General features: G+C 66.1%; 19 protein-coding genes and 2 pseudogenes. 8 read left to right on the forward strand and 13 right to left on the reverse strand.

All coding sequences use genetic code 11. From position 1 onward, the window contains the following. The 4 genes and pseudogenes from GJV37_RS23870 to GJV37_RS23885 form a co-directional block, all read left to right on the forward strand. Nucleotides 1-255: pseudogene (locus GJV37_RS23870) on the forward strand (urocanate hydratase); the annotation flags it as partial. 10 nt (nucleotides 256-265) lie between these two features. Beyond that, nucleotides 266-1,438 (forward strand): CaiB/BaiF CoA transferase family protein, encoded by a 1,173-nt coding sequence (locus GJV37_RS23875; RefSeq protein WP_065084915.1) that lies wholly within the window; start codon nucleotides 266-268, stop codon nucleotides 1,436-1,438. Further along, nucleotides 1,435-2,580 carry an acyl-CoA dehydrogenase family protein gene (locus GJV37_RS23880; protein WP_170860038.1) on the forward strand — a complete coding sequence of 382 codons (1,146 nt, stop codon included), beginning with the start codon at nucleotides 1,435-1,437 and terminating at the stop codon, nucleotides 2,578-2,580. Before GJV37_RS23875 ends, GJV37_RS23880 begins: the two co-directional genes overlap by 4 nt. Before the next feature lie 107 nt (nucleotides 2,581-2,687). Further along, nucleotides 2,688-4,100, forward strand: a complete 1,413-nt coding sequence (locus tag GJV37_RS23885) for a purine-cytosine permease family protein (RefSeq protein ID WP_024766947.1) — start codon at nucleotides 2,688-2,690, stop codon at nucleotides 4,098-4,100. Nucleotides 4,101-4,161: 61 nt separating this feature from the next. Here GJV37_RS23885 and GJV37_RS23890 read toward each other — a convergent pair whose 3' ends face one another. From GJV37_RS23890 to GJV37_RS23900, 3 genes are read right to left on the reverse strand one after another with little or no spacing between them, the layout of a single operon-like run. Next, on the reverse strand, nucleotides 4,162-4,485 hold the full coding sequence (locus GJV37_RS23890) for a hypothetical protein (protein WP_037015963.1): 324 nt from the start codon (nucleotides 4,483-4,485) through the stop codon (nucleotides 4,162-4,164). Next, on the reverse strand, nucleotides 4,482-5,006 hold the full coding sequence (locus GJV37_RS23895) for a thiamine pyrophosphate-binding protein (protein WP_169887268.1): 525 nt from the start codon (nucleotides 5,004-5,006) through the stop codon (nucleotides 4,482-4,484). The genes GJV37_RS23890 and GJV37_RS23895 overlap by 4 nt, the downstream gene beginning before the upstream one ends. Next, complete coding sequence (locus tag GJV37_RS23900) at nucleotides 5,003-6,187, reverse strand: PepSY-associated TM helix domain-containing protein (protein WP_169887269.1); 1,185 nt, start codon at nucleotides 6,185-6,187, stop codon at nucleotides 5,003-5,005. The genes GJV37_RS23895 and GJV37_RS23900 overlap by 4 nt, the downstream gene beginning before the upstream one ends. 287 nt (nucleotides 6,188-6,474) lie before the next feature. On the opposite strand from GJV37_RS23900, the gene GJV37_RS23905 reads away from it, so the two are divergent. The 3 genes from GJV37_RS23905 (at nucleotide 6,475) to GJV37_RS23915 (ending at nucleotide 8,785) form a co-directional block, all read left to right on the forward strand. After that, on the forward strand, nucleotides 6,475-7,095 hold the full coding sequence (locus tag GJV37_RS23905; RefSeq protein ID WP_170860035.1) for a hypothetical protein: 621 nt from the start codon (nucleotides 6,475-6,477) through the stop codon (nucleotides 7,093-7,095). Continuing rightward, nucleotides 7,092-7,412, forward strand: a complete 321-nt coding sequence (locus tag GJV37_RS23910) for a transcriptional repressor (RefSeq protein ID WP_024766942.1) — start codon at nucleotides 7,092-7,094, stop codon at nucleotides 7,410-7,412. The genes GJV37_RS23905 and GJV37_RS23910 overlap by 4 nt, the downstream gene beginning before the upstream one ends. 266 nt (nucleotides 7,413-7,678) lie before the next feature. After that, entirely contained in the window at nucleotides 7,679-8,785 is a 1,107-nt protein-coding gene (locus tag GJV37_RS23915) for an NADH:flavin oxidoreductase/NADH oxidase (protein ID WP_170860034.1), read from the forward strand. 59 nt (nucleotides 8,786-8,844) lie between these two features. Here the strand turns inward: GJV37_RS23915 and GJV37_RS23920 are convergent, their stop codons facing one another. Genes GJV37_RS23920 through GJV37_RS23930 form a run of 3 tightly spaced genes read right to left on the reverse strand, consistent with a single transcriptional unit; the run spans nucleotide 8,845 to nucleotide 11,173 of the window. Beyond that, entirely contained in the window at nucleotides 8,845-9,651 is an 807-nt protein-coding gene (locus GJV37_RS23920; RefSeq protein ID WP_193452987.1) for a hypothetical protein, read from the reverse strand. Nucleotides 9,652-9,677: 26 nt separating this feature from the next. Then, on the reverse strand, nucleotides 9,678-10,079 hold the full coding sequence (locus tag GJV37_RS23925; protein WP_205896533.1) for a TssQ family T6SS-associated lipoprotein: 402 nt from the start codon (nucleotides 10,077-10,079) through the stop codon (nucleotides 9,678-9,680). Nucleotides 10,080-10,117: 38 nt separating this feature from the next. Then, nucleotides 10,118-11,173 (reverse strand): hypothetical protein, encoded by a 1,056-nt coding sequence (locus tag GJV37_RS23930; RefSeq protein ID WP_193452988.1) that lies wholly within the window; start codon nucleotides 11,171-11,173, stop codon nucleotides 10,118-10,120. Nucleotides 11,174-11,521: 348 nt separating this feature from the next. On the opposite strand from GJV37_RS23930, the gene GJV37_RS23935 reads away from it, so the two are divergent. Continuing rightward, on the forward strand, nucleotides 11,522-11,851 hold the full coding sequence (locus tag GJV37_RS23935; RefSeq protein WP_024766938.1) for a hypothetical protein: 330 nt from the start codon (nucleotides 11,522-11,524) through the stop codon (nucleotides 11,849-11,851). Nucleotides 11,852-11,949: 98 nt separating this feature from the next. Here the strand turns inward: GJV37_RS23935 and GJV37_RS29895 are convergent, their stop codons facing one another. The 7 genes and pseudogenes from GJV37_RS29895 to GJV37_RS23965 all read right to left on the reverse strand — a co-directional run bounded on the left by GJV37_RS29895 (nucleotide 11,950) and on the right by GJV37_RS23965 (nucleotide 19,283). Then, nucleotides 11,950-12,681: a cache domain-containing protein gene (locus tag GJV37_RS29895; RefSeq protein ID WP_425326846.1), complete on the reverse strand. Its 732-nt coding sequence runs from the start codon at nucleotides 12,679-12,681 to the stop codon at nucleotides 11,950-11,952. A 132-nt stretch (nucleotides 12,682-12,813) separates the two neighbouring features. Beyond that, nucleotides 12,814-13,107, reverse strand: a pseudogene (locus tag GJV37_RS29900) (methyl-accepting chemotaxis protein); the annotation flags it as partial. Nucleotides 13,108-13,305: 198 nt separating this feature from the next. Continuing rightward, on the reverse strand, nucleotides 13,306-13,782 hold the full coding sequence (locus GJV37_RS23945) for an ester cyclase (protein WP_024766936.1): 477 nt from the start codon (nucleotides 13,780-13,782) through the stop codon (nucleotides 13,306-13,308). An 86-nt stretch (nucleotides 13,783-13,868) separates the two neighbouring features. Continuing rightward, the gene (locus GJV37_RS23950) at nucleotides 13,869-15,731 is read right to left on the reverse strand and encodes an FAD-dependent oxidoreductase (RefSeq protein WP_193452990.1); all 1,863 of its coding nucleotides are present in this window, start codon (nucleotides 15,729-15,731) and stop codon (nucleotides 13,869-13,871) included. A 278-nt stretch (nucleotides 15,732-16,009) separates the two neighbouring features. Continuing rightward, a complete protein-coding gene (locus GJV37_RS23955) occupies nucleotides 16,010-17,434 on the reverse strand; it encodes a gamma-aminobutyraldehyde dehydrogenase (protein ID WP_193452991.1) in 1,425 nt (474 codons plus the stop codon). Nucleotides 17,435-17,536: 102 nt separating this feature from the next. Beyond that, nucleotides 17,537-18,343 (reverse strand): ABC transporter permease, encoded by an 807-nt coding sequence (locus GJV37_RS23960; RefSeq protein WP_024766933.1) that lies wholly within the window; start codon nucleotides 18,341-18,343, stop codon nucleotides 17,537-17,539. Beyond that, the gene (locus GJV37_RS23965) at nucleotides 18,333-19,283 is read right to left on the reverse strand and encodes an ABC transporter permease (protein ID WP_038803387.1); all 951 of its coding nucleotides are present in this window, start codon (nucleotides 19,281-19,283) and stop codon (nucleotides 18,333-18,335) included. The genes GJV37_RS23960 and GJV37_RS23965 overlap by 11 nt, the downstream gene beginning before the upstream one ends. Nucleotide 19,284 lies beyond the last annotated feature (1 nt).

The following is a 19,284-nucleotide window of genomic DNA, read 5'->3' on the forward strand; positions in this document are numbered from 1 at the left end:
AACGCCCTGCTGAACACCGCCAGCGGCGCCACCTGGGTCTCGTTGCACCATGGCGGCGGGGTGGGCATGGGCTTCTCCCAGCACTCGGGGATGGTGATCGTCTGCGACGGCACCGACGAAGCTGCCGAGCGCATCGCCCGCGTGCTGACCAACGACCCAGGCACCGGCGTGATGCGCCATGCCGACGCGGGTTATCAGATCGCGATCGATTGCGCCAGGGAACAGGGCCTGAACCTGCCGATGATCACTGCCTGAGGAATCGAGCATGAGCAATGTGACTGAACTGCCCACACCGCAGCCGCTCAACGGCGTGCGCGTACTGGACCTGAGCCGCGTGCTGGCCGGGCCGCACTGCACCGCGATGCTTGCCGACCTCGGCGCCGAAGTGATCAAGTTCGAAGTGCCGGGGCACGGCGACGACAGCCGCCATCTCGGCCCGTTCAAGGACGGCGAAAGTGTCTATTTCGGCCTGATCAACCGCGGCAAGCGCAGCGTCGAGCTGGACTTCAAGGCGCCGGAAGACCTGCAACGTTTCTATGACCTGGTGGCGGACGCCGATGTGGTGGTGGAGAACTTCCGCCCCGGCGTCACCCAGCGCCTGGGCATCGATTTCGACAGCCTCAGGCAGCACAACCCGAAGCTGATCTACGCGAGCATTTCCGGTTTCGGCCAGAACGGCCCGCTGTCGCGCCGCCCGGCCTACGACATCGTCGCCCAGGCGATGTCCGGGCTGATGAGCGTCAGCGGTTTCCCCGAGACCGGGCCGACCCGCAGCGGCGAAGCACTCGGCGACCTGTGCGCCGGCGTCTATGCGGCCTGGGCGATCAGCAGCGCGCTGTTCTCCCGCGAGCACCAGGGCAGCAGCGCGCAGTACATCGACGTGGCGATGTTCGACGTGCTGGTCAGCCTGCAGATGACCGGCCTGTCCAACCTGTTCGCCCACGGCAGGGCGCCGGGGCTGGTGGGTAACCGCCACCCGGTGTCGACGCCGTTCGACACCTACCGCGCCGCCGACGGCCTGGTGGTGATCGCGGTGGCCAGCGACAAGCTGTTCCGGCGCTTCTGCGAAAGCATCGGCCGCGGCGAACTGGCCGACGATCCGCGCTTTGCCGACGACCCCTCGCGCACCCGCAACGAACAGGCATTGCGTGCCGAGATCGAGGCCTGGACCGGCCAGCGCAGCGTCGAGCAGGCCTGCGACCTGCTGCTGGATGCCGGCGTGCCGGCCTCGCCGGTGTGGAACCTCGCCGAGGCTACCGGCAGCGAACAGGCGCAGGTGCGCCAACTGCTGGTGCAGCCGGGCGACGGCCAGCCGCCACTGGTGCCGCAACCGGTCTACTTCAACGGGCGCAAGCCCCACGCCGCGACGCGCGCTCCCCGATTGGGCGAAGCCAATGCCGCGTTCGGCCTCACGAATAAAGCAGGAGCTGTGCAATGAACTTCGACATCGACGCCACCGAACTGGCCATCGTCGACTCCGCCGAGCGGGTCTGCCGCGACGTGCTGGCCGCCAACGCCCAGCGCTATGACGAAGAAGAGGCCTTCTGCGCCGAAAGCCTGCAGGCCCTCGGGGAGCTGGGCTTCATGGGCATCAACCTGCCGGAAACCTATGGCGGCTTCGGCATCGGCAGCCTGGCCATGAGCCGGGTGGTCGAGGCGGTGTCGGCGGCCTGCGCCTCCACTGCGTCAGCGTTGACCGCACACTTCCTCGCCACCGATTCGATCCTCATCGGCGGCACCGAGGAGCAACGCCAGGAATGGCTGCCGCGCTGTGCCAGCGGTGAGCTGCTCGGCGCCTTCGGCCTGACCGAACCGGCAGCCGGCTCCAACCCGGCGGACATGCGCACCCGTGCCGTGCGCGAGACCGGCGGCTGGCGGATTCGCGGCAGCAAGCACTACATCACCAATGCCCGCGAAGCCGACTTCATCGTGCTCTACGCCAAGACCGACCCGGAGGCCGGCGCCCGTGGCATCAGCGCCTTCCTGATTCCCAAGGGCACCGTCGGCGTCACCTTCGCCAACCCGGAAAAGACCATGGGCCTGCGCGGCAGCACCATCTACGAGCTGGCGCTGGACTGCTGGCTGCCGGCGGATGCGCTGCTGGGCGAGGAAAACCAGGGCTTCCGCACCGCCATGGAAGTGCTGGATCGCGGCCGCGTGGAAGTCGCCGCCATGTCGCTGGGCATCGCCCGCGCGGCCATGGAGTACGCCTTGAAGTGGGTGGATGAGCGGCAGATCGGCACCAAGCCGTTGTCGGCTTACCAGGGCACCCAGTGGCGCATCGCCGATATGCACGCGCAGTTCGAAGCGGCACGGCTACTGACGATGCAAGCCGCCGCCCGACGCGACAGCGGCGAGCGCTTCAGCCTCGAATCGGCCACCGCCAAGCTGTTCGCCGCCGAGGCCTGCGGCTTCATCACCGACGCCGCGCTGCAACTGCACGGCGGCTACGGCTACATCCGCGACCTGCCGCTGGAGCGCTTCGTGCGCGACGCGCGAATCCTGCGGATCTTCGAGGGAACTTCCGAGGTGCAGAAGATCATCATCTCCCGCGCCGTGCTGGATGCCGCCCGCCATTGACGGCAGGTACGGGGCGGCCTCCGCTGCCGCCCCGGCGAATCAGGAAACGCTGTGCATAACAACAACAGCGCGGCTGGGCGAACGTCCGGCGGCGAGGAGAACGCTTCATGGCTGGTAAGTCCCTGATCGAAACCCGCTCCATCGATTACATTCCCCAGGCTGAACGGCACGGCCGCCTGTTCAGCCAGTTCACCCTGTGGTTCGGCTGCAACCTGCAGATCACCGCCATCGTCACCGGCGCGCTGGCGGTGGTGCTGGGCGGCGATGTGTTCTGGTCGCTGATCGGCCTGCTCATCGGGCAGATATTCGGCGGCGTGGTGATGGCGCTGCACGGCGCCCAGGGGCCCAAGCTCGGCCTGCCGCAGATGATCTCCAGCCGCGTGCAATTCGGCGTGTTCGGCGCAGTGATCCCGCTGGTGCTGGTCTGCGTGATGTATGTCGGCTTCAACGCCACCGGCACGGTGCTGGCGGGCCAGGCCATCGGCCAGTTGGCCCATGTCAGCGATACCGTCGGCATCCTGGTGTTCGCGGCGGTCATCGTCGCGGTGACAGTCTGCGGTTACCGGGTGATCCACTGGCTGGGCAAGGCCGCCAGCGTGCTGGGCATCGTCGCCTTCGCCTACCTGTTCGTGCGTCTGCTGTCGGTCAACGACATCGGCGTGCTGCTGGAGAACCGCCACTTCGCCTGGAACACCTTCCTGCTCGCCGTTTCCCTGGCGGCGTCCTGGCAGATCGCCTTCGGGCCCTACGTGGCGGACTACTCGCGCTACCTGCCGAGCGAAACCTCGTCGCCGAAGACCTTCTTCGCGGTGGGCCTGGGCTCGGTGCTCGGTTCGCAGACGTCCATGGTCCTCGGCGTGTTCGCCGCGGCGCTGGCCGGCAAGGAGTTCTCCGGGCAGCCGGTGGCTTACGTGGTCGGCCTGGGGGCGAGTGGCATGATGGCGTCCGCACTGTTCTTCAGCGTGGCCTTCGGCAAGGTGACCATCGCGACGTTGAACGCCTATGGCAGCTTCATGTGCATCGCCACCATCATCAGCGGCTTCCGTGGCCAGTTGAAGGTCACGCACCTGCAGCGTCTGCTGTTCGTGCTGGTGATCGTCGGCCTCTCCACCGGCCTGGCGCTGGCCGGGCAGCACTCTTTCCTGGCCGCGTTCAAGTCGTTCCTGCTGTTCCTGCTGGCGTTCTTCACGCCGTGGAGCGCGATCAACCTGGTGGACTACTACTGCATTACCCGCGAGCGCTATGACATCCCCGCGCTGTCCGATCCCGACGGCCGCTATGGCCGCTGGAACTGGACCGGCATCGGCGTCTACTGCTTCGGTGTGCTGGTGCAGATGCCCTTCATCGACAGCGGTTTCTACACCGGGCCGTTGGTGGAGACGCTGGGGGGCGTGGATATCTCCTGGCTTATCGGCCTGCTGCTGCCGGCCTTGGCCTACTACTGGCTGGCCGCCAGGAGTCAACGCTCAGTGCCGGCCGCGCTGGTGCTGCCGGGGCAGGGCGAGTCCTCCGCTGCCTGAGGGACGGTGCGCCGCTATTGGCGCACCCTCGCTTCCCGGACGGGGGCTCGGCTGATTGCGCTCAGAGCCCCCGGATCTCGCTTGGCTCGACTTCCACCTGATAGCCCGGCCCGACATCGAAGAGGATGTAGAAGTCCTCGCCGGGGCGCTTGAAGGTCAAGCTGGAATCCGCGCCCAGCCTGCCGGGGGCCAGCACCCGGTTGTCGGCGGCGCTCATCACGTCCAGGGTCACACCCGGGGCGTCGCTGCCGTCGGTGAAGCCGCCAACGCAGCGGATGGTCTCGGCATCCAGCGCCGTGCATTCGCAGAAGGGCGCGTGGGCCAGAGCGCTGGCGCTGGCGGCCAGGCCGAGCAGCAGGGCGCTGTGCTTGAGGATCGCTTTCATCGATTGCTCCGGGTCTTTTCCAGCCAGGCCACCAGCGAAGGCGAGGCCTGGTCGAGAGGGATCTGCGCCTGGTGCACGGCGCCATCCCAGCCTTCCACGGTCAGCCACAGCTTGTCGGCCGGGGTGACCCGAGCCGGGATCGTGACTTCCGCGAACTGCTGGTGCGGCGTGCCGGCGAACAGCCCGCCGGCGGCCCGCAGGCTGCGCGGTTCGCCGATACGCAGGTAGGCGGCCTTCACCTGTGCAGAGCAGCTGTCGCAGAGGGCCAGGGTAAAGGCCTTGACGAAGCCGGCGCGGCCTTCGTCTTCCGGCTCGCCGACTTCCCATTCGGCCATGCGCGCGGTCCAGGGGCCGACCTGCAGATTGCCGATCTCGCGCTCGCCCAGGCCGCGTAGGCCACGGTCCAGTTTCGCCTCGTGGAAGTACTGCGGCATGAAGCCCAGGGGAATCAGCACCAACAGGGCGCTGAGGTGGAAACGCCAGCGCAGCCATAGGCGGCGCAGCTTGCTGTTGCCGCTCATTGGCTGGCCTCCGCGGTGGCCGCGACAGCGATGCGCTCGCGGGCTTTCTGCTTCTTCAGTTCCTTGGCGGTGGCGATCAGGGTGCGCTTGCTCCAGATCATCAGGCCGCTGAGCACCATCATGCTGAGGATCAGGCCGAACACGAACCAGATCAGCTTGACCCACACGCCACCGAAATCGCCGGTGTGCAGCGGGCGCATGGACTCGGTGACGAACTCCAGGCCCGAGCGGTCGCCCAGCAGGCGAGTCGAGGCGATGCTGCCGTCGTAGGGGTTCACCTGGGCGCTTTCGGACATCAGCGGGTACCAGGCCTTGCCGAAGATCGTCACCGGGTCGTAGGCGCTGGAGGGCAGGCGGAAGAAGGTCGGCTCGAAGCCGGGAATCCGTTGCTGCGCGGACAGCACGGCGGCGTCCAGGCCGATGCGCGGTGGCGCCTTGCCGTCCACGCCCAGTGGGATGCTGTCGCGCTGGATGATGGTCGGTACGCCCTCGCTGGAGATGGAAATGCTGTTGTCGAACAGCACCGCCTGGATCAGGAACCAGGTGCCGGTGATGGAAATCACTGCGATGAACCAGATCGACCAGATACCCATCAGCCGGTGCATGTCGCCCCAGAAGATGCGCGCGCCCTGGCGCAGGCGCAGGGTCGGCTTGAGGAAGCCGCGCCAGAAGCGCTTGTACACCACCAGGCCGGTGACCAGCGAGGCGAGCATCGGCAAACCGAGCAGCGAGACCAGGTACCAGCCCCAGCTGAAACCGTGGTTGAAGGGCACCAGCCACCAGCCATGCAGTGCACGGGTGAACTGGCGGAAGTCGAACAGCGGCATCTTGCCCTGGATGACCCCGGTATAGGGGTTCACGTAGAGCATGGCGGTAGCGCTGTCGGGATAGGTGACGCTGACTCGCAGCGCAAAATGCATTTCGCTGGGTGCGCTGATCATGCGCACGGCGGCCTGCGGTTGCTGCTGGGCCATGGCGGCGAGTACCTGGTCGTAGCCCAGGCGTTGGGCGTCATCATCCGGCGGATTGGCGCGCACGGACGGATCGGCCAGCCAGACAATCTCCTGGCTCACCGTGGCCAGGGTGCCGGTGATGCACACCAGGAACACGAAGAACCAGATGGGCAGGGCCAGCCAGCTGTGGACCAGGAACCAGAGCCTGGAGCGGGATTTCTTGGACATGGGGAATCACGGCCACGCAAGGGAAAGGCAATGGAAAAGGCCCCCGCCGGACAAGGCCGGCGAGGCGCGAAGACACCCAGTCGCAGCGGTGTTCTAGGAGTAAGGACGGATGAGATCGAAAAACCGGCCATCTGCAGTTGCAAATAAATGTTTCGGTGCGGTTTTCGCGGTCTTTTCCATTTCTTTACACATTTTCTGTGCGTGTTTTTTGCGGCTCATCCGTCTTGTATGTGAAAGCGATCGATTCGCAACGGAAGCGAACTTCAGCCAGACAACAGGAGAACCGCATGACCTTCTACCTTCGCCAGCTCACGCTGCTGGCCGTGGCGCTGAGCTGTGCGCCATTGGCCAACGCGGACTACCTGTGGCTGGAACGCAATGCAGGCCAGAGCGCGAAAAGCTATTTCAGCGAACAGCAGCCCGGCGAGCACCTGCAGGTGACCCAGTTGCAGAACGCTCACGTCGTGCTCGGCGAGGGCAAGACGGCGCCGATGAAGGCTGGCGTCGAGTCCTTCGATATCGGCGCCGTGCCGCCGGGCGACCTGCGCGTCGCCGCCCAGCGTGCCGAAGGCAGCACCCTGACCATTTATCAGGCCCGCGAGGGACGCACCGAGACCCGGGCGCAGAATGATCTGGAGCTGGTGCCCACGACGCCCGGCGGCAATACCTTCGCCCTGCACTGGAAGGGCACCGTGGTGCCGGCCTCGCAGGTCAACGTGTACACCTCCGAGCAGTGGAGTCGCAGCCTGAAGCCGGCAGCCGACGGCACCGTGACCCTGGCCACGCCGTTCCCGGCGCGCTACGTGCTGGAGGTCTCGGCCCAGGTCAACGGCGGTGCCAGCGTCGACGGCAAGCGCTACGACAGCGTGATCCACGTTTCCACCCTGTCCTTCGAGGTGCGCCCATGAGAGTTGCGATCAAAGCCAGTCCGGTGATCCGCCCACGCCTGCCGCGCCCGGCCCGGCAACTGCTGGAACATGCCGGCCTGCGCAGCAGCCTGCCGCGGCTGAACATCCTCGATGCGCTGGTGGCTTGCCGCAAGGCGACTGCCGTAGAGCTGCACGCCTACCTGGAGGAGCCAGGGCTGCCCATCTCCCTCAGCTGCGTCAGTCAGACGCTGCGCCGCCTGCACCTCTCCGGCCTGCTCGAACGTGACGAGAACAAGCGCTACAGCCTGGCACCCGGAGCGGTGGCGGCCATGGGCAAGTCGAGCGAGTTGCATTGACGACGGTGGCTCCCCTGTGGGAGCGAGTCATCTCCGCGATCCGGCCTGCAGGCCGGCTCAGCGCGTCGCCATCGGCCCTGGCGGAGCCGAGATTTCGCGCAGAAGCTTCGTTCATGCATCAGCCAGTGCAATAGCAGGCCGTGCGCATTGAACCCGCCAGGCTCCGTCAGTGGTCGGCGGCGGCCACCTATCGTCGGGACCTATCCTTAGGCGATCCCGGTCTACAGTTGAAGTGACAAGTTCTGAAGACCCGAGGGAGTGCCACCATGAGCCAGTTGTTCGAGCCCCTGACCCTGCGCCAGCTGACCCTGTCCAACCGTATCGCCGTATCCCCCATGTGCCAGTATTCCGCCCAGGACGGCCTGGCCAACGACTGGCACCTGGTGCACCTAGGCAGCCGGGCAGTCGGCGGCGCCGGCCTGGTGATAGTCGAGGCCACGGCGGTCGCCCCGGAAGGGCGGATCAGCGCCGAGGACCTGGGCATCTGGAATGATGAGCAGGTCGAGCCGCTGCGGCGTATCACCCGTTTCATCGAGTCCCAGGGCGCGGTGGCCGGCGTGCAGCTGGCCCATGCCGGACGCAAGGCGAGTACCTGGGCACCCTGGCTGGGCAAGCACGGCTCGGTGCCGATCAGCGAAGGCGGCTGGACACCGGTGGCGCCCTCGGCCATCGCCTTCGACCCACAGCACACCGCGCCCATCGCCCTGAGCGAAGAGCAGATGGCGACCATCAAGCATCAGTTCGTGCGCGGCGCCGAGCGGGCCCTTGCCGCCGGCTTCAAGATCGCCGAGGTGCATGCCGCCCATGGCTATCTGCTGCACCAGTTCCTCTCGCCGCTTTCCAACCAGCGGCGCGACCAGTACGGCACCTGCTTCGAGAACCGCATCCGCTTCCTCCTCGAAATCACCGAGGCGGTGCGTGCGGTGTGGCCGCAGGAGTTGCCGCTGTTCGTCCGCCTGTCCGCCACCGATTGGGTGGAGGACGGCTGGAACCCCGACGAGACCGTTGAGCTGGCACGGCGCCTGAAGGGCCTGGGGGTGGACCTGATCGATGTGTCTTCCGGTGGCACTGCGGCCAACGCCGAGATTCCCGTGGGGCCGGGCTATCAGACGCAGTTCGCCGAGCGGGTGCGCAAGGAAGCCGGTATCGCCAGCGGCACCGTCGGCATGATCACCGAACCGGTGCAGGCGGAACACATCCTGCGTACCGGGCAGGCCGACCTGATCCTGCTGGCCCGCGAGCTGCTGCGCGATCCGTACTGGCCGCTGCACGCCGCCGATGAGCTGGGCGGGCAGCCGGTGCCGTGGCCGGCGCAATACCTGCGCGCCGCGCAACGAGGTACGCCCAAACGCAAGGCCTTCGGGCAGGCCTGAGGCCGGACGGGCTCACTCCCTGGACGTTCTGCGGCAGCCACCAGACCGGTGGCTGCCGATCATCTGCGGACGCTTTCCTTGAACTGGAACAGCGCTGGGCGCAGCGGGGTGGTGAAGGAGCGCTTCTCTTCGTCGAGCGCGGTGGTCACTGGCGTGCTGTCTACGCTGTTGATGACCCAGGTGTCCCCTTCGTGTTTCAGCGAATAGGCCAGCGGCACGCCGTTCCTCAGCACGGGCTCGGGTCTCGCGCGCGCCAGGGCATACAGTGTGACTTCGTAGGCTTCGGCTTCTCCGGCCTGGCCGCGGTCGACGGGAACCAGACGCGCATAGTTCAGCACGGCAGAACCGGGTAGGCGCCCCAGCAGGTGTTCCCCCAGCGAGGCCTCGGCATAAAGCGGATAGTAAGTGGGGGCGGGCGTGCTGACGTCGACAACGTGAAGAAAGCCGTAGAGTCGCCAGTCGCCAGCTCCGAACAGACCGGTGCCGGGGCCCGCCAGTACCTGGTAATGGCGTTTCGGCAGCTTGATGTCCAATAGGCGGGTTTTGCGCATGTCCAGCCGGGGGAAATTGCCCCAGGGCGTGTCGATGGCGTCGAAGCGCTTGCCGCCGATCACCACCGAGGCGGCCTCTCCGGCAATTTCCAGGTAGGACGGCGCGTTCTTCACGTCGGTGCGGTATTCGGTGCCGGCTTTCGACTCCTGCGGGGTGAAATGGGAGCCCAGCGCGGAGGTGGAAACCTGTTCGACGCTCCAGAGGCTCTCGACAGCCGAGTTCAGGCTTTCATGCGTTTCGGCTTGGGCGAGCGGCAGCACCGACAGAAGCGCCAACGTCAGCATGCAGCGGCGTAGCCGGTAAGTGAGCGGCATGGGAGCCTCGCGATCAGTAGAGATGTTCAACGGCGCGCCGCCTGGACGAACACCGGTCCCCAGAGCGGATGGCTGGCCTCGCTGGTACCCAGGTGGAAGGTCGGATCGATCTGCAGGGCGCGGTCAAAGGCGAAGCGGCACTGGATCGGTCGTTCGGTCACGCAATAACTGAACGCCAGGTACTTGAGGGCCTTCAGTTGCACCTGCGCATCGGCGCGCCAGATGGCTGGCGAGAGGAACTGCTGTTCGGCCAGGTAGTAATGCCCGGCCTCGTATGCGCGCAGGCCTTCGTCGAAGGTGTGCTCGGCGAGTACCTGGGCATCATCCGCAGGTGGTGCGGGCGGTGCCTCGGGCTGGCTGCTGCAAGCGGAAACCGTTGCCAGGCAGGCGATCAGCAGCGGTGTCGAGAGAGTGCGCAGAGTCTTCATGGAGGGATCCATACCGGTCAAAGGGGGCCGGCCGACGTTTATTGGAGGCTGTGTCGGAGCGTCACGGATTGTCCTGCGGAAATCTGCACATCCTGTCTGTAGGCCGGCAGGTCGGGGTTGCGCAGTTCGATTCGGTAACTTCCCGGTGGCAGTTGCAGCTTGAACAGGGGCGGGCTGATGCCGCGCTTCCTGCCGTCGATCCAGACTTCGCCCCAGGGCTGAACGATGACGCTCAGGGTGCCTGTTGCGACGGGCGCAGGCTTACTGCCAGGTGGCGTCGGGCTCATGGCCTTGCTGCCGGTGACGGGCATGGCCTGGGTGCGCTGCGGATGAGGCTTGTGTTTCTGCTCGGCTGCGGCCATGGGAGCTGACGGCCGTTTCATCACCGGAGCCGATACTTCATGGGGCGCCGGCGTCGGGGCTGGTGCTGCTGCTTGAACCGGATCGATGGGAGTAGCCGGCGTGGCCGGTACGGCTGCATCGGCGAGCGGGGCAGCCTGTTCCTCCGGCACCGGCTCGGATGGCGGAATGACCAAGGGGCCGTCGTCCATGGGTTCCTGGGTGACGGTATCGAGGCTATCTGCCGGGGACGGTGATCGGTCCACCACGCCCTGCTGACCGGGCTCTACCTGCGAGAGCTTGTCCGGCGCGGGTTCGCTCGGGAGATTGAGTTCATCATCGAGAGCCCAGGGTTGCCACAGCGCCAGCAGCAGAGCGGTGACCAGCGTCCCGACGATGACGCCGGCGATCAGCGGCCAGTTGACGGCCGGTCGGGGGACGGGCGCCAGCAAGTACGGCTCGGCCGTCGGCAGAGGCTCGACCGGCACCTGCGGAGCCGGCCGGGCGATTGTGGGGAGCGGGGCAGGCAGTGCGGCCACCGGGCGCGGCGGCAGTGTGTAGGTGGTACCGGGGCCATCCCAGGAGCTCAAGGCTTCCGTGGGAACCGATCGAGCCGGCTCGCTGGGAAATGTTTCGCCCTCGTCGATTGCATACGAGACCCCCATTGCTGCCTCGCCGGAGGGGGCTTCGGGAAGCGAGCCATTCGGGTCGTTCCGTGTATCTGGCGGGCAGGGAGTCTTGGCGTTCGGTTCCATCGGCTACATCTTCAAGGGGTGACGCGAGGTGAGGCTTGCTGGCTTCAGGCCGCAGGCAGATCGCCATACAGCAGGAGCAGAAATACAAAGCTGGAAAATGGCCGCGGATCATAGGAAGCGGGGGCCTTTCGGCTCAAATGCGCCGAGCTGTTTCCTGGGCTGGGACGGGGAAATGAGCATCAGGTCGCGCTTTACGAGCGGAATACGCGGCTGAAGGAAAGAGGTGACTCAATGGTCAGGAAAAGAAATGAAATGTGATATCTGTCGCAAGATGGCGATCTGATGTTACTCTCTGGGCGCTCGCGCAAGGATCGCGCCACTACCCACCAGAGCATCACTGGAGCACGCATGGACGCTTCTGCAACGCCTGCTGTCATCCCGCAATCGGAAATCGCCCTGCTGGCGAACATCCTCGCCCTCGCCACCCGCAACATGTCGAACCTCAGCACCCTGATCACCCAGTTGTCGGTGGAGCTTGGGCATAGCCCCGATCCGCACCTGCAGCGCGTGGGGCAGCGAGTACTCGCGGATGTGGATGTGCTGTCGAAATCACTGGATACCCAGTGGGAGCTGATCGGCGCGCTCTCGCGCTTCTGTCCGTTGCTGTCGCGCACGCCACTGGCGAAGCCGGCGCTGGTGACGGAAATCCATATCACCGAGTTGCCGGACAGGACCTAGGCATACGCCCAGGCTCGCGAGCAAGCTCGATCCTACCGATGCCTACAACGCTGGAGCCGACCTGGCAGGAGCGATCTTGCTGGCGAACAGTGCGGTGCTTACTCGCCGGCCTTGGCCAGTTCGAAGCTTATCAGCAGCGCCCATGGCGCATCGCTGTCGCCGACGCGGATCGGTTGCAGCAATTCCACGCGCTGGCCTTTCACCTGTTCCCAGGCCTTGCCCCGGGCGATGGCGTTGCGCGCCTCCTGCGGCAGTTCGCTGGCCTTGTCGCCCAGGCGCTTAGGGTCGGCGTGGGTGACGTAGACGCCCGCGTTGGAGAGCAGGGCGTAGCGACCATTGCCCATCGGCGCCAGCTTGCCGAGGCTTTCCTGCAACTGGTGCAGCGTGTAATCGGCGCCGAGGATGCCGAGGAAGCGGCCGTTGGAATACATGGGCGACATGAACGAGGTCATCAGCACGGTGCTGCCGCCGACGCTGTACTCGTAGGGCTCCATAAACACGTCGCGGCCCTTGTCGCGGGGGATCTGGTACCAGTCGCCGCTACCGTCGGCCTTGTCGTAGCCGACCAGGCATTCGCGCTGGGCCACGCCGCTGCCCCTGTGCCAGTAAGCCATGAGGCGGCCGCTGGCGTCGTGGCCGGGGCTGTCGATGAACTCGCGGTCGCGGCCGTCGAAGGCGTTTGGCTCGCACCCGCAGGCGAAGGCCAGCAGCTCGGGATTGCGGGTCAGGTATTCGTGCATCACTGCGTCGATCTGCTCGCGCTGGGGGCCGAGGTTGCGGCTCTTCATGCCGAGGATGAAGTGTTTCAGGCCGTAGAGGGCGGTGGCCATTACGGCGAAGCGCGCTTCCAGGCGCTGGGTTTCGCTGGCCAGCACCACGCGGGCGGTGTCGAGCAGGCTGGAATGCTCGGCCTGCTCGACATCGGCCAGGGCCTTGGCACTCTCGCTCTTGATCGAGGCGACGACGTTGCCGATGTCGGCGGTGGCGTTGGCCGACTGGGTCGCCAGGCGGCGCACCTCATCGGCGACCACCGCGAAGCCACGCCCGCTTTCCCCGGCGCGGGCGGCCTCGATGGCGGCGTTGAGGGCCACCAGGTTGGTGTTCTTGGCGATCTGCTTGATGACTTCGGAGACCTTGCTGATCTCGGTCCAGCGCACATTGAGGTCGGCGATAAGCTGCTTGACCTGGTCGATGGTGGAGCGGGTGCTGGAGCTGTCTTCGGCGCTCGTGGGCCGGCTTTCGAGAGTGGTTGGCATCGGTGGGCACACTGCAGTGGCGGATGAGGGCAGGGGTAGGCGAGGGCTTGTCTTCTTGTTATGTCAGCCGCGCCTTCCGGCGCGGCTGTAGAACACAAATGCTGGATATCGACCCGTAGGGCGAATAACGCGTTGCGTTATCCGCCGCCACGCTGGACGGCGGATTACCCGCTCCGGGTTATGCGCCCTGCGTTTCCGTTACCAGCCCAACTGCTTGTGCAGGCCGAGGGCGTCGTAGTAATCGCCCTGGTAGACGATCTTGCCGTCCTTGACCTTCACGTAGCTCACACCGTCGAACGACAGCGGCTTGTTGGTCGCCGGGGTCTGGGCGTCCCAGGCGCCGGTGTTGGTGCCGCTGAAGGTCCACTGGAAGGCGATGCCGTCCTTGTCGACGATCGGCTTGCCGTTCATCTTCCACGTAAGGTCCGGCACGGCCCCCACGAACACCTTGATCACGTTGTCACGCGCGGCATCGCGGCCCTTCTGCGGGGTGCCGACGGTGACGTCGAAGTACTCCGCATCCTTGGCCAGGTAGCCGGCGGCCTTCTCGGCATCGTGGGCGTTCCACGCGGCCATGTAGGCATCGACGATCTGTTTGGGCGACTCTGCGGCCTGTACGAGACCGGCAAAGGTGAACAGCGACAGCAGGTAAAACGCTCTGACGAGGTGACGCATGCTTGCCTCCGTTGCGGGCGTGCCCGCGGGTTGTCGGCCGGATGGCCGTTGGATGTGGCGCCACGCAGGGTGTGGCGCCGGGGATATCAGGACAGTTCACCCACCGCGCGCCAGGCCTCGTCGATGGCGGCATGGGCATAGGCGTCCCAGGCGGCATCGGAGTTGGCGATGGTGACGTTGCCGACCTTGGTGCGGGCCAGGTTCATCAGTTTTTCGCTCTCTTGCTCATCATCGAAGAGGCTGTTGGAGAAGTACGAATAGCCGTGCGACCAACGGTTGATGGTGATCGCCTGGATATCCTTCTGGTGGTCGAAGCCGGCCGGGCCGAGCATGGCCTGCAACTGGTCGCGGATCATGCCTTCCATGTATTCGAAGCTCATGCCGTAGAGCTTGCCGCGGCCCACGCGGGCCTGGGTGCGCGCGTCCATGCCGGTGTTGGGGCTGGTGGGCACGTAGACCATGTGCAGCCCGATGGGCTGGTTCGGGTCGCGCGGGTGGCTGTAGCCGCCGATGTCCACCGGGTAGTCCAGCTTCACGCGGCTGTACGGCTGGCTGGGGGCGTAGATTTCGTGCACGCCCAGCTTCATGAAACTCTGCCAGTTGCGGATCACTACCTTGGTGTACACCAGTGGGAACTTCACGTTCTGCGCCAGGGCGTGGGACTGCTCGGCGGAGAGGTCGCGCAGTAGGTACGGGATGATCATGTTGTAGCAGGCCAGCACGCAGTGCTTGCCACGCACGCGGTGCAGGGCGCCGGCGCGGCTGTAGCCGACGTCCACGCCGCCGTCGCGGTTCTTCACGCTCACCGCGGTGCTGTTCAGGCGCAGGCGCACGGCGTTGTTCGGCTGGTCCAGTTTCGAATAGTCGAAGGTGGCCAGGACGATGTCGTTCATGTCCTTGCCCGGCGCCACGCCCGGGATCAGGCCGCGCACCAGCAGACGCGCCAGCGAGGCGTTGCCGTCGGGGAAGTGGTAGATGTACGGCTCTTCCATCTCGGACCTGGCTTCCTCGCTGATCGGCGAGAGGTCCATCGCACCGAAACCGGGGAAGCCCACGGAGTAGGCCGAATCGGCGGAGACGGCGTCGATGCTCAGCGCGGAGAAGTCGTTGGTGCGGCTGAGGAAGTAGCGGGTGGCGGCTTCGCTCAGGCCGACGTCCTTGCGCAGGAAGTCCTGGTAGCTGGTCTTGGCCAGGTGCGCTTCCTTCTCCTCGCGGGTCTTGCCGGCGAGGTAGTCCTTGGGTGCCTCGTGCAGGTCGATCAGCGCCTGGCGGTCGGCCTCGGGCAGCGGGAAGTCGCTGATGAAGGCGCGCCAGCTGCGGGCGTTGAGTTTTTCCGGGGCGATGTCGTCGGCCACCATGGGCGTCGGGTCGCCGCTGACCATCTTCGCCTCGCCGAAGCCGGCCTTGTCGAAGAACACGCCGCGCGACAGGCCCAGGTTCGGGTAGAAGTCACGGTCGAAGGCGGTTTCGAAGCGGTCGACGTCGACGTTGAGCTGCTTGAGCAGGTTGTTGACCGTGTCGCTGTACAGGTGCTTGGGCGACTGGAAGGCTTCGCTGCCGCCGTAGCCGAGGATCATCCGGCCGCCGGCCTGGAATTCGTTGCGCTTGGCGTGGCCGCCGAAGTCGTCGTGGTTCTCGATGATCAGCACGCGCGCCTTGGGGTGCTTCTGCCGGTAGAACCAGGCCGCGGACAGGCCGCTGATGCCGCCGCCGACCACCACCAGGTCGTACTGCTCCTCGATCTTCAGGCCATCGGTATCGAACACCTTCTTCTCCCAGCCCATCTGGTGCGCGACCTCGAACGCGCCGGGATGGCTGCCGCGCATGCCGGTCAGGGCAGGCGGGTAGTAGCGGCCGGACGGAGCGGCCTGGAGAAGTTGCAGCGGGGTGAGGCCCGCGCCGATGGTGAGGGCAACGCCGTTGAGGAAGTCGCGGCGGGTGATGGTCATGGGAAGTCCTTGCAAGGTGATGGCCCGGGGCAGGGCTGTCATGGTTTTGCCCTTCCCTGCCGGAAGGGGTTGCGGCATGCGTGGCCGCGCGGCGGTCCCGGTCGAGCGGGGCGCCGATTTGAAGCTTTTGATCTTTACGGTGTAACGAGGAACCAACGACCGCGCGAGCTAGAGCAGGACGAGGCGGAAACGGGGACGGGCCCAGGAGTTTACGAGCTGTAAATGACTGGGCCCGTCCCCGTTTCCAACGCTGTACTGCCGACGCGCAGCCGGTCGTTTTAGTGCTTGATCATTACGTGGCGGATGGCGGTGTAATCCTCGAGACCGTACATGGACATGTCCTTGCCGTAGCCCGACAGCTTCATGCCGCCGTGGGGCATCTCGGTGGTCAGCATGAAGTGCGTGTTGACCCAGGTGCAGCCGTACTGCAGGCGCGCGGACAGGCGATGGGCGCGGCCGATGTCGCTGGTCCACACCGAGGAGGCCAGGCCGTAGTCGGAGTCATTCGCCCAGGCCAGCGCCTGTGCCTCGTCCTCGAACTCAGTGACCGAAACCACCGGGCCGAAGATTTCGCGGCGGACCACTTCGTCGTCCTGGCGGGCGCCAGCGAGCACGGTCGGCTCGAAGAAGAAGCCGGCGCGGTCGGCACGCTTGCCGCCGGTGACCACTTCGATGTGCGGCACCTGGCGGGCGCGCTCGACGAAGCCGATCACGCGCTCCAGGTGCTGTTCGGTGATGACCGGGCCCAGCTCGGTGTTCGGGTCGTCCTGCTCGCCGTACTGGATGCTGGCCACGGCGGCGCCGAGCTTTTCCACGAACTTGGCGTAGATGCCTTTCTGCGCGTAGATGCGGCAGGCGGCGGTGCAGTCCTGGCCGGCGTTGTAGAAGCCGAAGGTGCGGATGCCTTCCACGGCGGCGTCGATGTCGGCGTCGTCGAAGATCAGTACCGGGGCCTTGCCGCCCAGTTCCATGTGCATGCGCTTCACGGTGTCGGCGGTGCCGGCGATGATGCGGCTGCCGGTGGCGACCGAACCGGTCAGCGACACCATGCGCACTTTCGGGTGGGTGGTCAGTGGCTCGCCGACGCTCGGGCCACGGCCGAACACCAGGTTGACCACGCCAGCGGGGAAGATGCCGGCCATCAGCTGCGCCAGGCGCAGGGCGGTCAGCGGGGTCTGCTCGGAGGGCTTGAGCACCACGGTGTTGCCGGCGGCCAGGGCCGGGCCGAGTTTCCACGCGACCATCATCAGCGGGTAGTTCCACGGCGCGATGGAGGCGACCACGCCCACCGGGTCGCGACGGATCATCGAGGTGTGGCCCGGCAGGTATTCGCCCGCGGCGGAGCCTTGCATCACGCGGCAGGCGCCGGCGAAGAAGCGGAACACGTCGGCCACCGCCGGCAGTTCGTCATTCAGCGCGGCGGAGTAGGGCTTGCCGCAGTTGTTGGACTCCAGGCGGGCCAGTTCCTCGGCGTTGGCGTCGATGGCGTCGGCCAGTTGCAGCAGGAGCATCGCGCGGTCTTTCGGCGCGGTCTGCGACCAACTGTCGAAGGCCGCGTCGGCGGCCAGCACGGCGGCGTCGACCTGGGCCGGAGTGGCCTCGGCGATTTCTACCAGGGTGGTGCCCAGGGAGGGGTTCAGGATGGCGAGCTTCTCGCCTTCGCCAGCGACCAGTTGGCCGTTGATCAGCAGGTGGGTTTGCATGGTTGAGTCCTCTTGGTCAGGAACGTGGTGCAAATTCGGTTGGGTGTTTCTTTTTAGGGGCCTGCCGATTTTGAGCCGGCGGGCCTGAGGGGTTCTGTTGGCTTACTTGCCGCTGCCCGCCACGCCCTCGCCACCCTTGGTCAGGTAGTAGGCGCCGAGGATCGGCAGCATGGTCACGATCATCACCAGCATCGCCACCACGTTGGTCACCGGCACGTCGCGCGGGCGGCCCAGCTGGTTGAGCAGCCAGATCGGCAGGGTGCGTTCGTGGCCGGCGGTGAAGGTGGTGACGATGATCTCGTCGAAGGACAGCGCGAACGCCAGCATGCCGCCGGCCAGCAGCGCCGAGCCGAGGTTGGGCAGGATCACGTAGCGGAAGGTCTGCCAGCCGTCGGCGCCCAGGTCCATCGAGGCTTCGATGAGGCTGTGCGAGGTACGGCGGAAACGCGCGATGACGTTGTTGTAGACGATCACCACGCAGAAGGTCGCGTGGCCGATGACGATGGTCAGGAAGCCCGGCTCGATGCCGAGGGTCTTGAACGCCGACAGCAGCGCGATGCCGGTGATGATGCCGGGCAGGGCGATCGGCAGGATCAGCATCAGCGAGATGCCTTCCTTGCCGAAGAAGTCGCGGCGGTACAACGCGGCGGCCGCAAGCGTGCCCAGGAGCATGGCGATCAGCGTGGCGACGCTGGCGATCTTCACCGACAGCTCGATGGCTTCGAGCACGTCCTGGCGCGCGAAGGCGACGCTGAACCAGTGCAGGGTGAAGCCCTTGGGCGGGAAGCTGAAGGCCGCGTCCTCGGTGTTGAAGGCGTACAGGAAGATGATCAGGATCGGGAAGTGCAGGAACACCAGCCCGCCCCAGGCAGCTGCTTTGAGCCCCCAGGAAGCTTTCTCAGAGTGCATCGAAGGCCCCCAGACGTTTGACGATGGAGAGATAGACAGCGATCAGCACGATCGGCACCAGGGTGAAGGCGGCGGCCATCGGCATGTTGCCGATCGCGCCCTGCTGGGCGTAGACCATGCTGCCGATGAAGTAGCCCGGCGGGCCCACCAGCTGCGGCACGATGAAGTCGCCCAGGGTCAGGCTGAAGGTGAAGATCGAGCCGGCGGCGATGCCGGGGATCGACAGTGGCAGGATCACCTGGAAGAAGGTCTGCCGCGGGTGCGCGCCGAGGTCCGCCGAGGCCTGCAGCAGCGACGGCGGCAGGCGCTCCAGGGAGGCCTGGATCGGCAGGATCATGAACGGCAGCCAGATGTATACGAACACCAGGAAGCGCCCGAAGCTGGAGGTGGACAGGGTGTTGCCACCGATCCCCGGAATGCCCAGCAGCAGGTTCAGCACGGGCTCAAGGCCCAGGTGCTGGACGAACCACATCGCCACGCCGCCCTTGGCCAGCAGCAGGGTCCAGGCGTAGGCCTTGACGATGTAGCTGGCCCACATCGGCATCATCACGGCGATGTAGAAGAACGCCTTGGTCTTGCCGGTGGTGTAGCGCGCCATGTAGTAGGCGATGGGGAAGGCCACCGCGCCGCTGGCGATGGACACCGCGACGGCCATCAGCACGGTGCGCTGGATGATGTCGAAGTTGGAGCCACTGAACAGCGAGCCGAAGTTGGCCCAGGTCAGGTCCGGCGTCACCGTCATGGTGAAGTCGTCGAAGGTGTAGAAACCCTGCCACAGCAGCGTCAGCAGCGAGCCGAGGTAGATCGCGCCGAACCACAGCAGCGGCGGGATCAGCAGCAGCGAGAGGTACAGCGTCGGCTTGCGGTAGAGCAGGTTGGACAGGCGGCGCAGCGGGCCATTGCTGGCCGCCGGCAGCGCTGCATTCATCGTCAGTTCCATC

Origin of the sequence: Pseudomonas nitroreducens, from assembly GCF_010994165.1 — a bacterium.
Lineage (GTDB): Bacteria > Pseudomonadota > Gammaproteobacteria > Pseudomonadales > Pseudomonadaceae > Pseudomonas > Pseudomonas nitroreducens.

Excerpts from the sequence above, each read along its gene's own strand:
- GJV37_RS23965 (WP_038803387.1), bottom strand. The coding sequence starts at position 19,283 with ATGGAACTGACGATGAATGCAGCGCTGCCGGCGGCCAGCAATGGCCCG.
- GJV37_RS23880 (WP_170860038.1), top strand. The coding sequence starts at position 1,435 with ATGAACTTCGACATCGACGCCACCGAACTGGCCATCGTCGACTCCGCC.
- GJV37_RS23915 (WP_170860034.1), top strand. The coding sequence starts at position 7,679 with ATGAGCCAGTTGTTCGAGCCCCTGACCCTGCGCCAGCTGACCCTGTCC.
- GJV37_RS23910 (WP_024766942.1), top strand. The coding sequence starts at position 7,092 with ATGAGAGTTGCGATCAAAGCCAGTCCGGTGATCCGCCCACGCCTGCCG.
- GJV37_RS23935 (WP_024766938.1), top strand. The coding sequence starts at position 11,522 with ATGGACGCTTCTGCAACGCCTGCTGTCATCCCGCAATCGGAAATCGCC.
- GJV37_RS23920 (WP_193452987.1), bottom strand. The coding sequence starts at position 9,651 with ATGCCGCTCACTTACCGGCTACGCCGCTGCATGCTGACGTTGGCGCTT.
- GJV37_RS23950 (WP_193452990.1), bottom strand. The coding sequence starts at position 15,731 with ATGACCATCACCCGCCGCGACTTCCTCAACGGCGTTGCCCTCACCATC.
- GJV37_RS23890 (WP_037015963.1), bottom strand. The coding sequence starts at position 4,485 with ATGAAAGCGATCCTCAAGCACAGCGCCCTGCTGCTCGGCCTGGCCGCC.
- GJV37_RS23960 (WP_024766933.1), bottom strand. The coding sequence starts at position 18,343 with ATGCACTCTGAGAAAGCTTCCTGGGGGCTCAAAGCAGCTGCCTGGGGC.
- GJV37_RS23945 (WP_024766936.1), bottom strand. The coding sequence starts at position 13,782 with ATGCGTCACCTCGTCAGAGCGTTTTACCTGCTGTCGCTGTTCACCTTT.
- GJV37_RS23895 (WP_169887268.1), bottom strand. The coding sequence starts at position 5,006 with ATGAGCGGCAACAGCAAGCTGCGCCGCCTATGGCTGCGCTGGCGTTTC.
- GJV37_RS29895 (WP_425326846.1), bottom strand. The coding sequence starts at position 12,681 with ATGGCCACCGCCCTCTACGGCCTGAAACACTTCATCCTCGGCATGAAG.
- GJV37_RS23875 (WP_065084915.1), top strand. The coding sequence starts at position 266 with ATGAGCAATGTGACTGAACTGCCCACACCGCAGCCGCTCAACGGCGTG.
- GJV37_RS23905 (WP_170860035.1), top strand. The coding sequence starts at position 6,475 with ATGACCTTCTACCTTCGCCAGCTCACGCTGCTGGCCGTGGCGCTGAGC.
- GJV37_RS23955 (WP_193452991.1), bottom strand. The coding sequence starts at position 17,434 with ATGCAAACCCACCTGCTGATCAACGGCCAACTGGTCGCTGGCGAAGGC.
- GJV37_RS23925 (WP_205896533.1), bottom strand. The coding sequence starts at position 10,079 with ATGAAGACTCTGCGCACTCTCTCGACACCGCTGCTGATCGCCTGCCTG.
- GJV37_RS23900 (WP_169887269.1), bottom strand. The coding sequence starts at position 6,187 with ATGTCCAAGAAATCCCGCTCCAGGCTCTGGTTCCTGGTCCACAGCTGG.
- GJV37_RS23930 (WP_193452988.1), bottom strand. The coding sequence starts at position 11,173 with ATGGAACCGAACGCCAAGACTCCCTGCCCGCCAGATACACGGAACGAC.
- GJV37_RS23885 (WP_024766947.1), top strand. The coding sequence starts at position 2,688 with ATGGCTGGTAAGTCCCTGATCGAAACCCGCTCCATCGATTACATTCCC.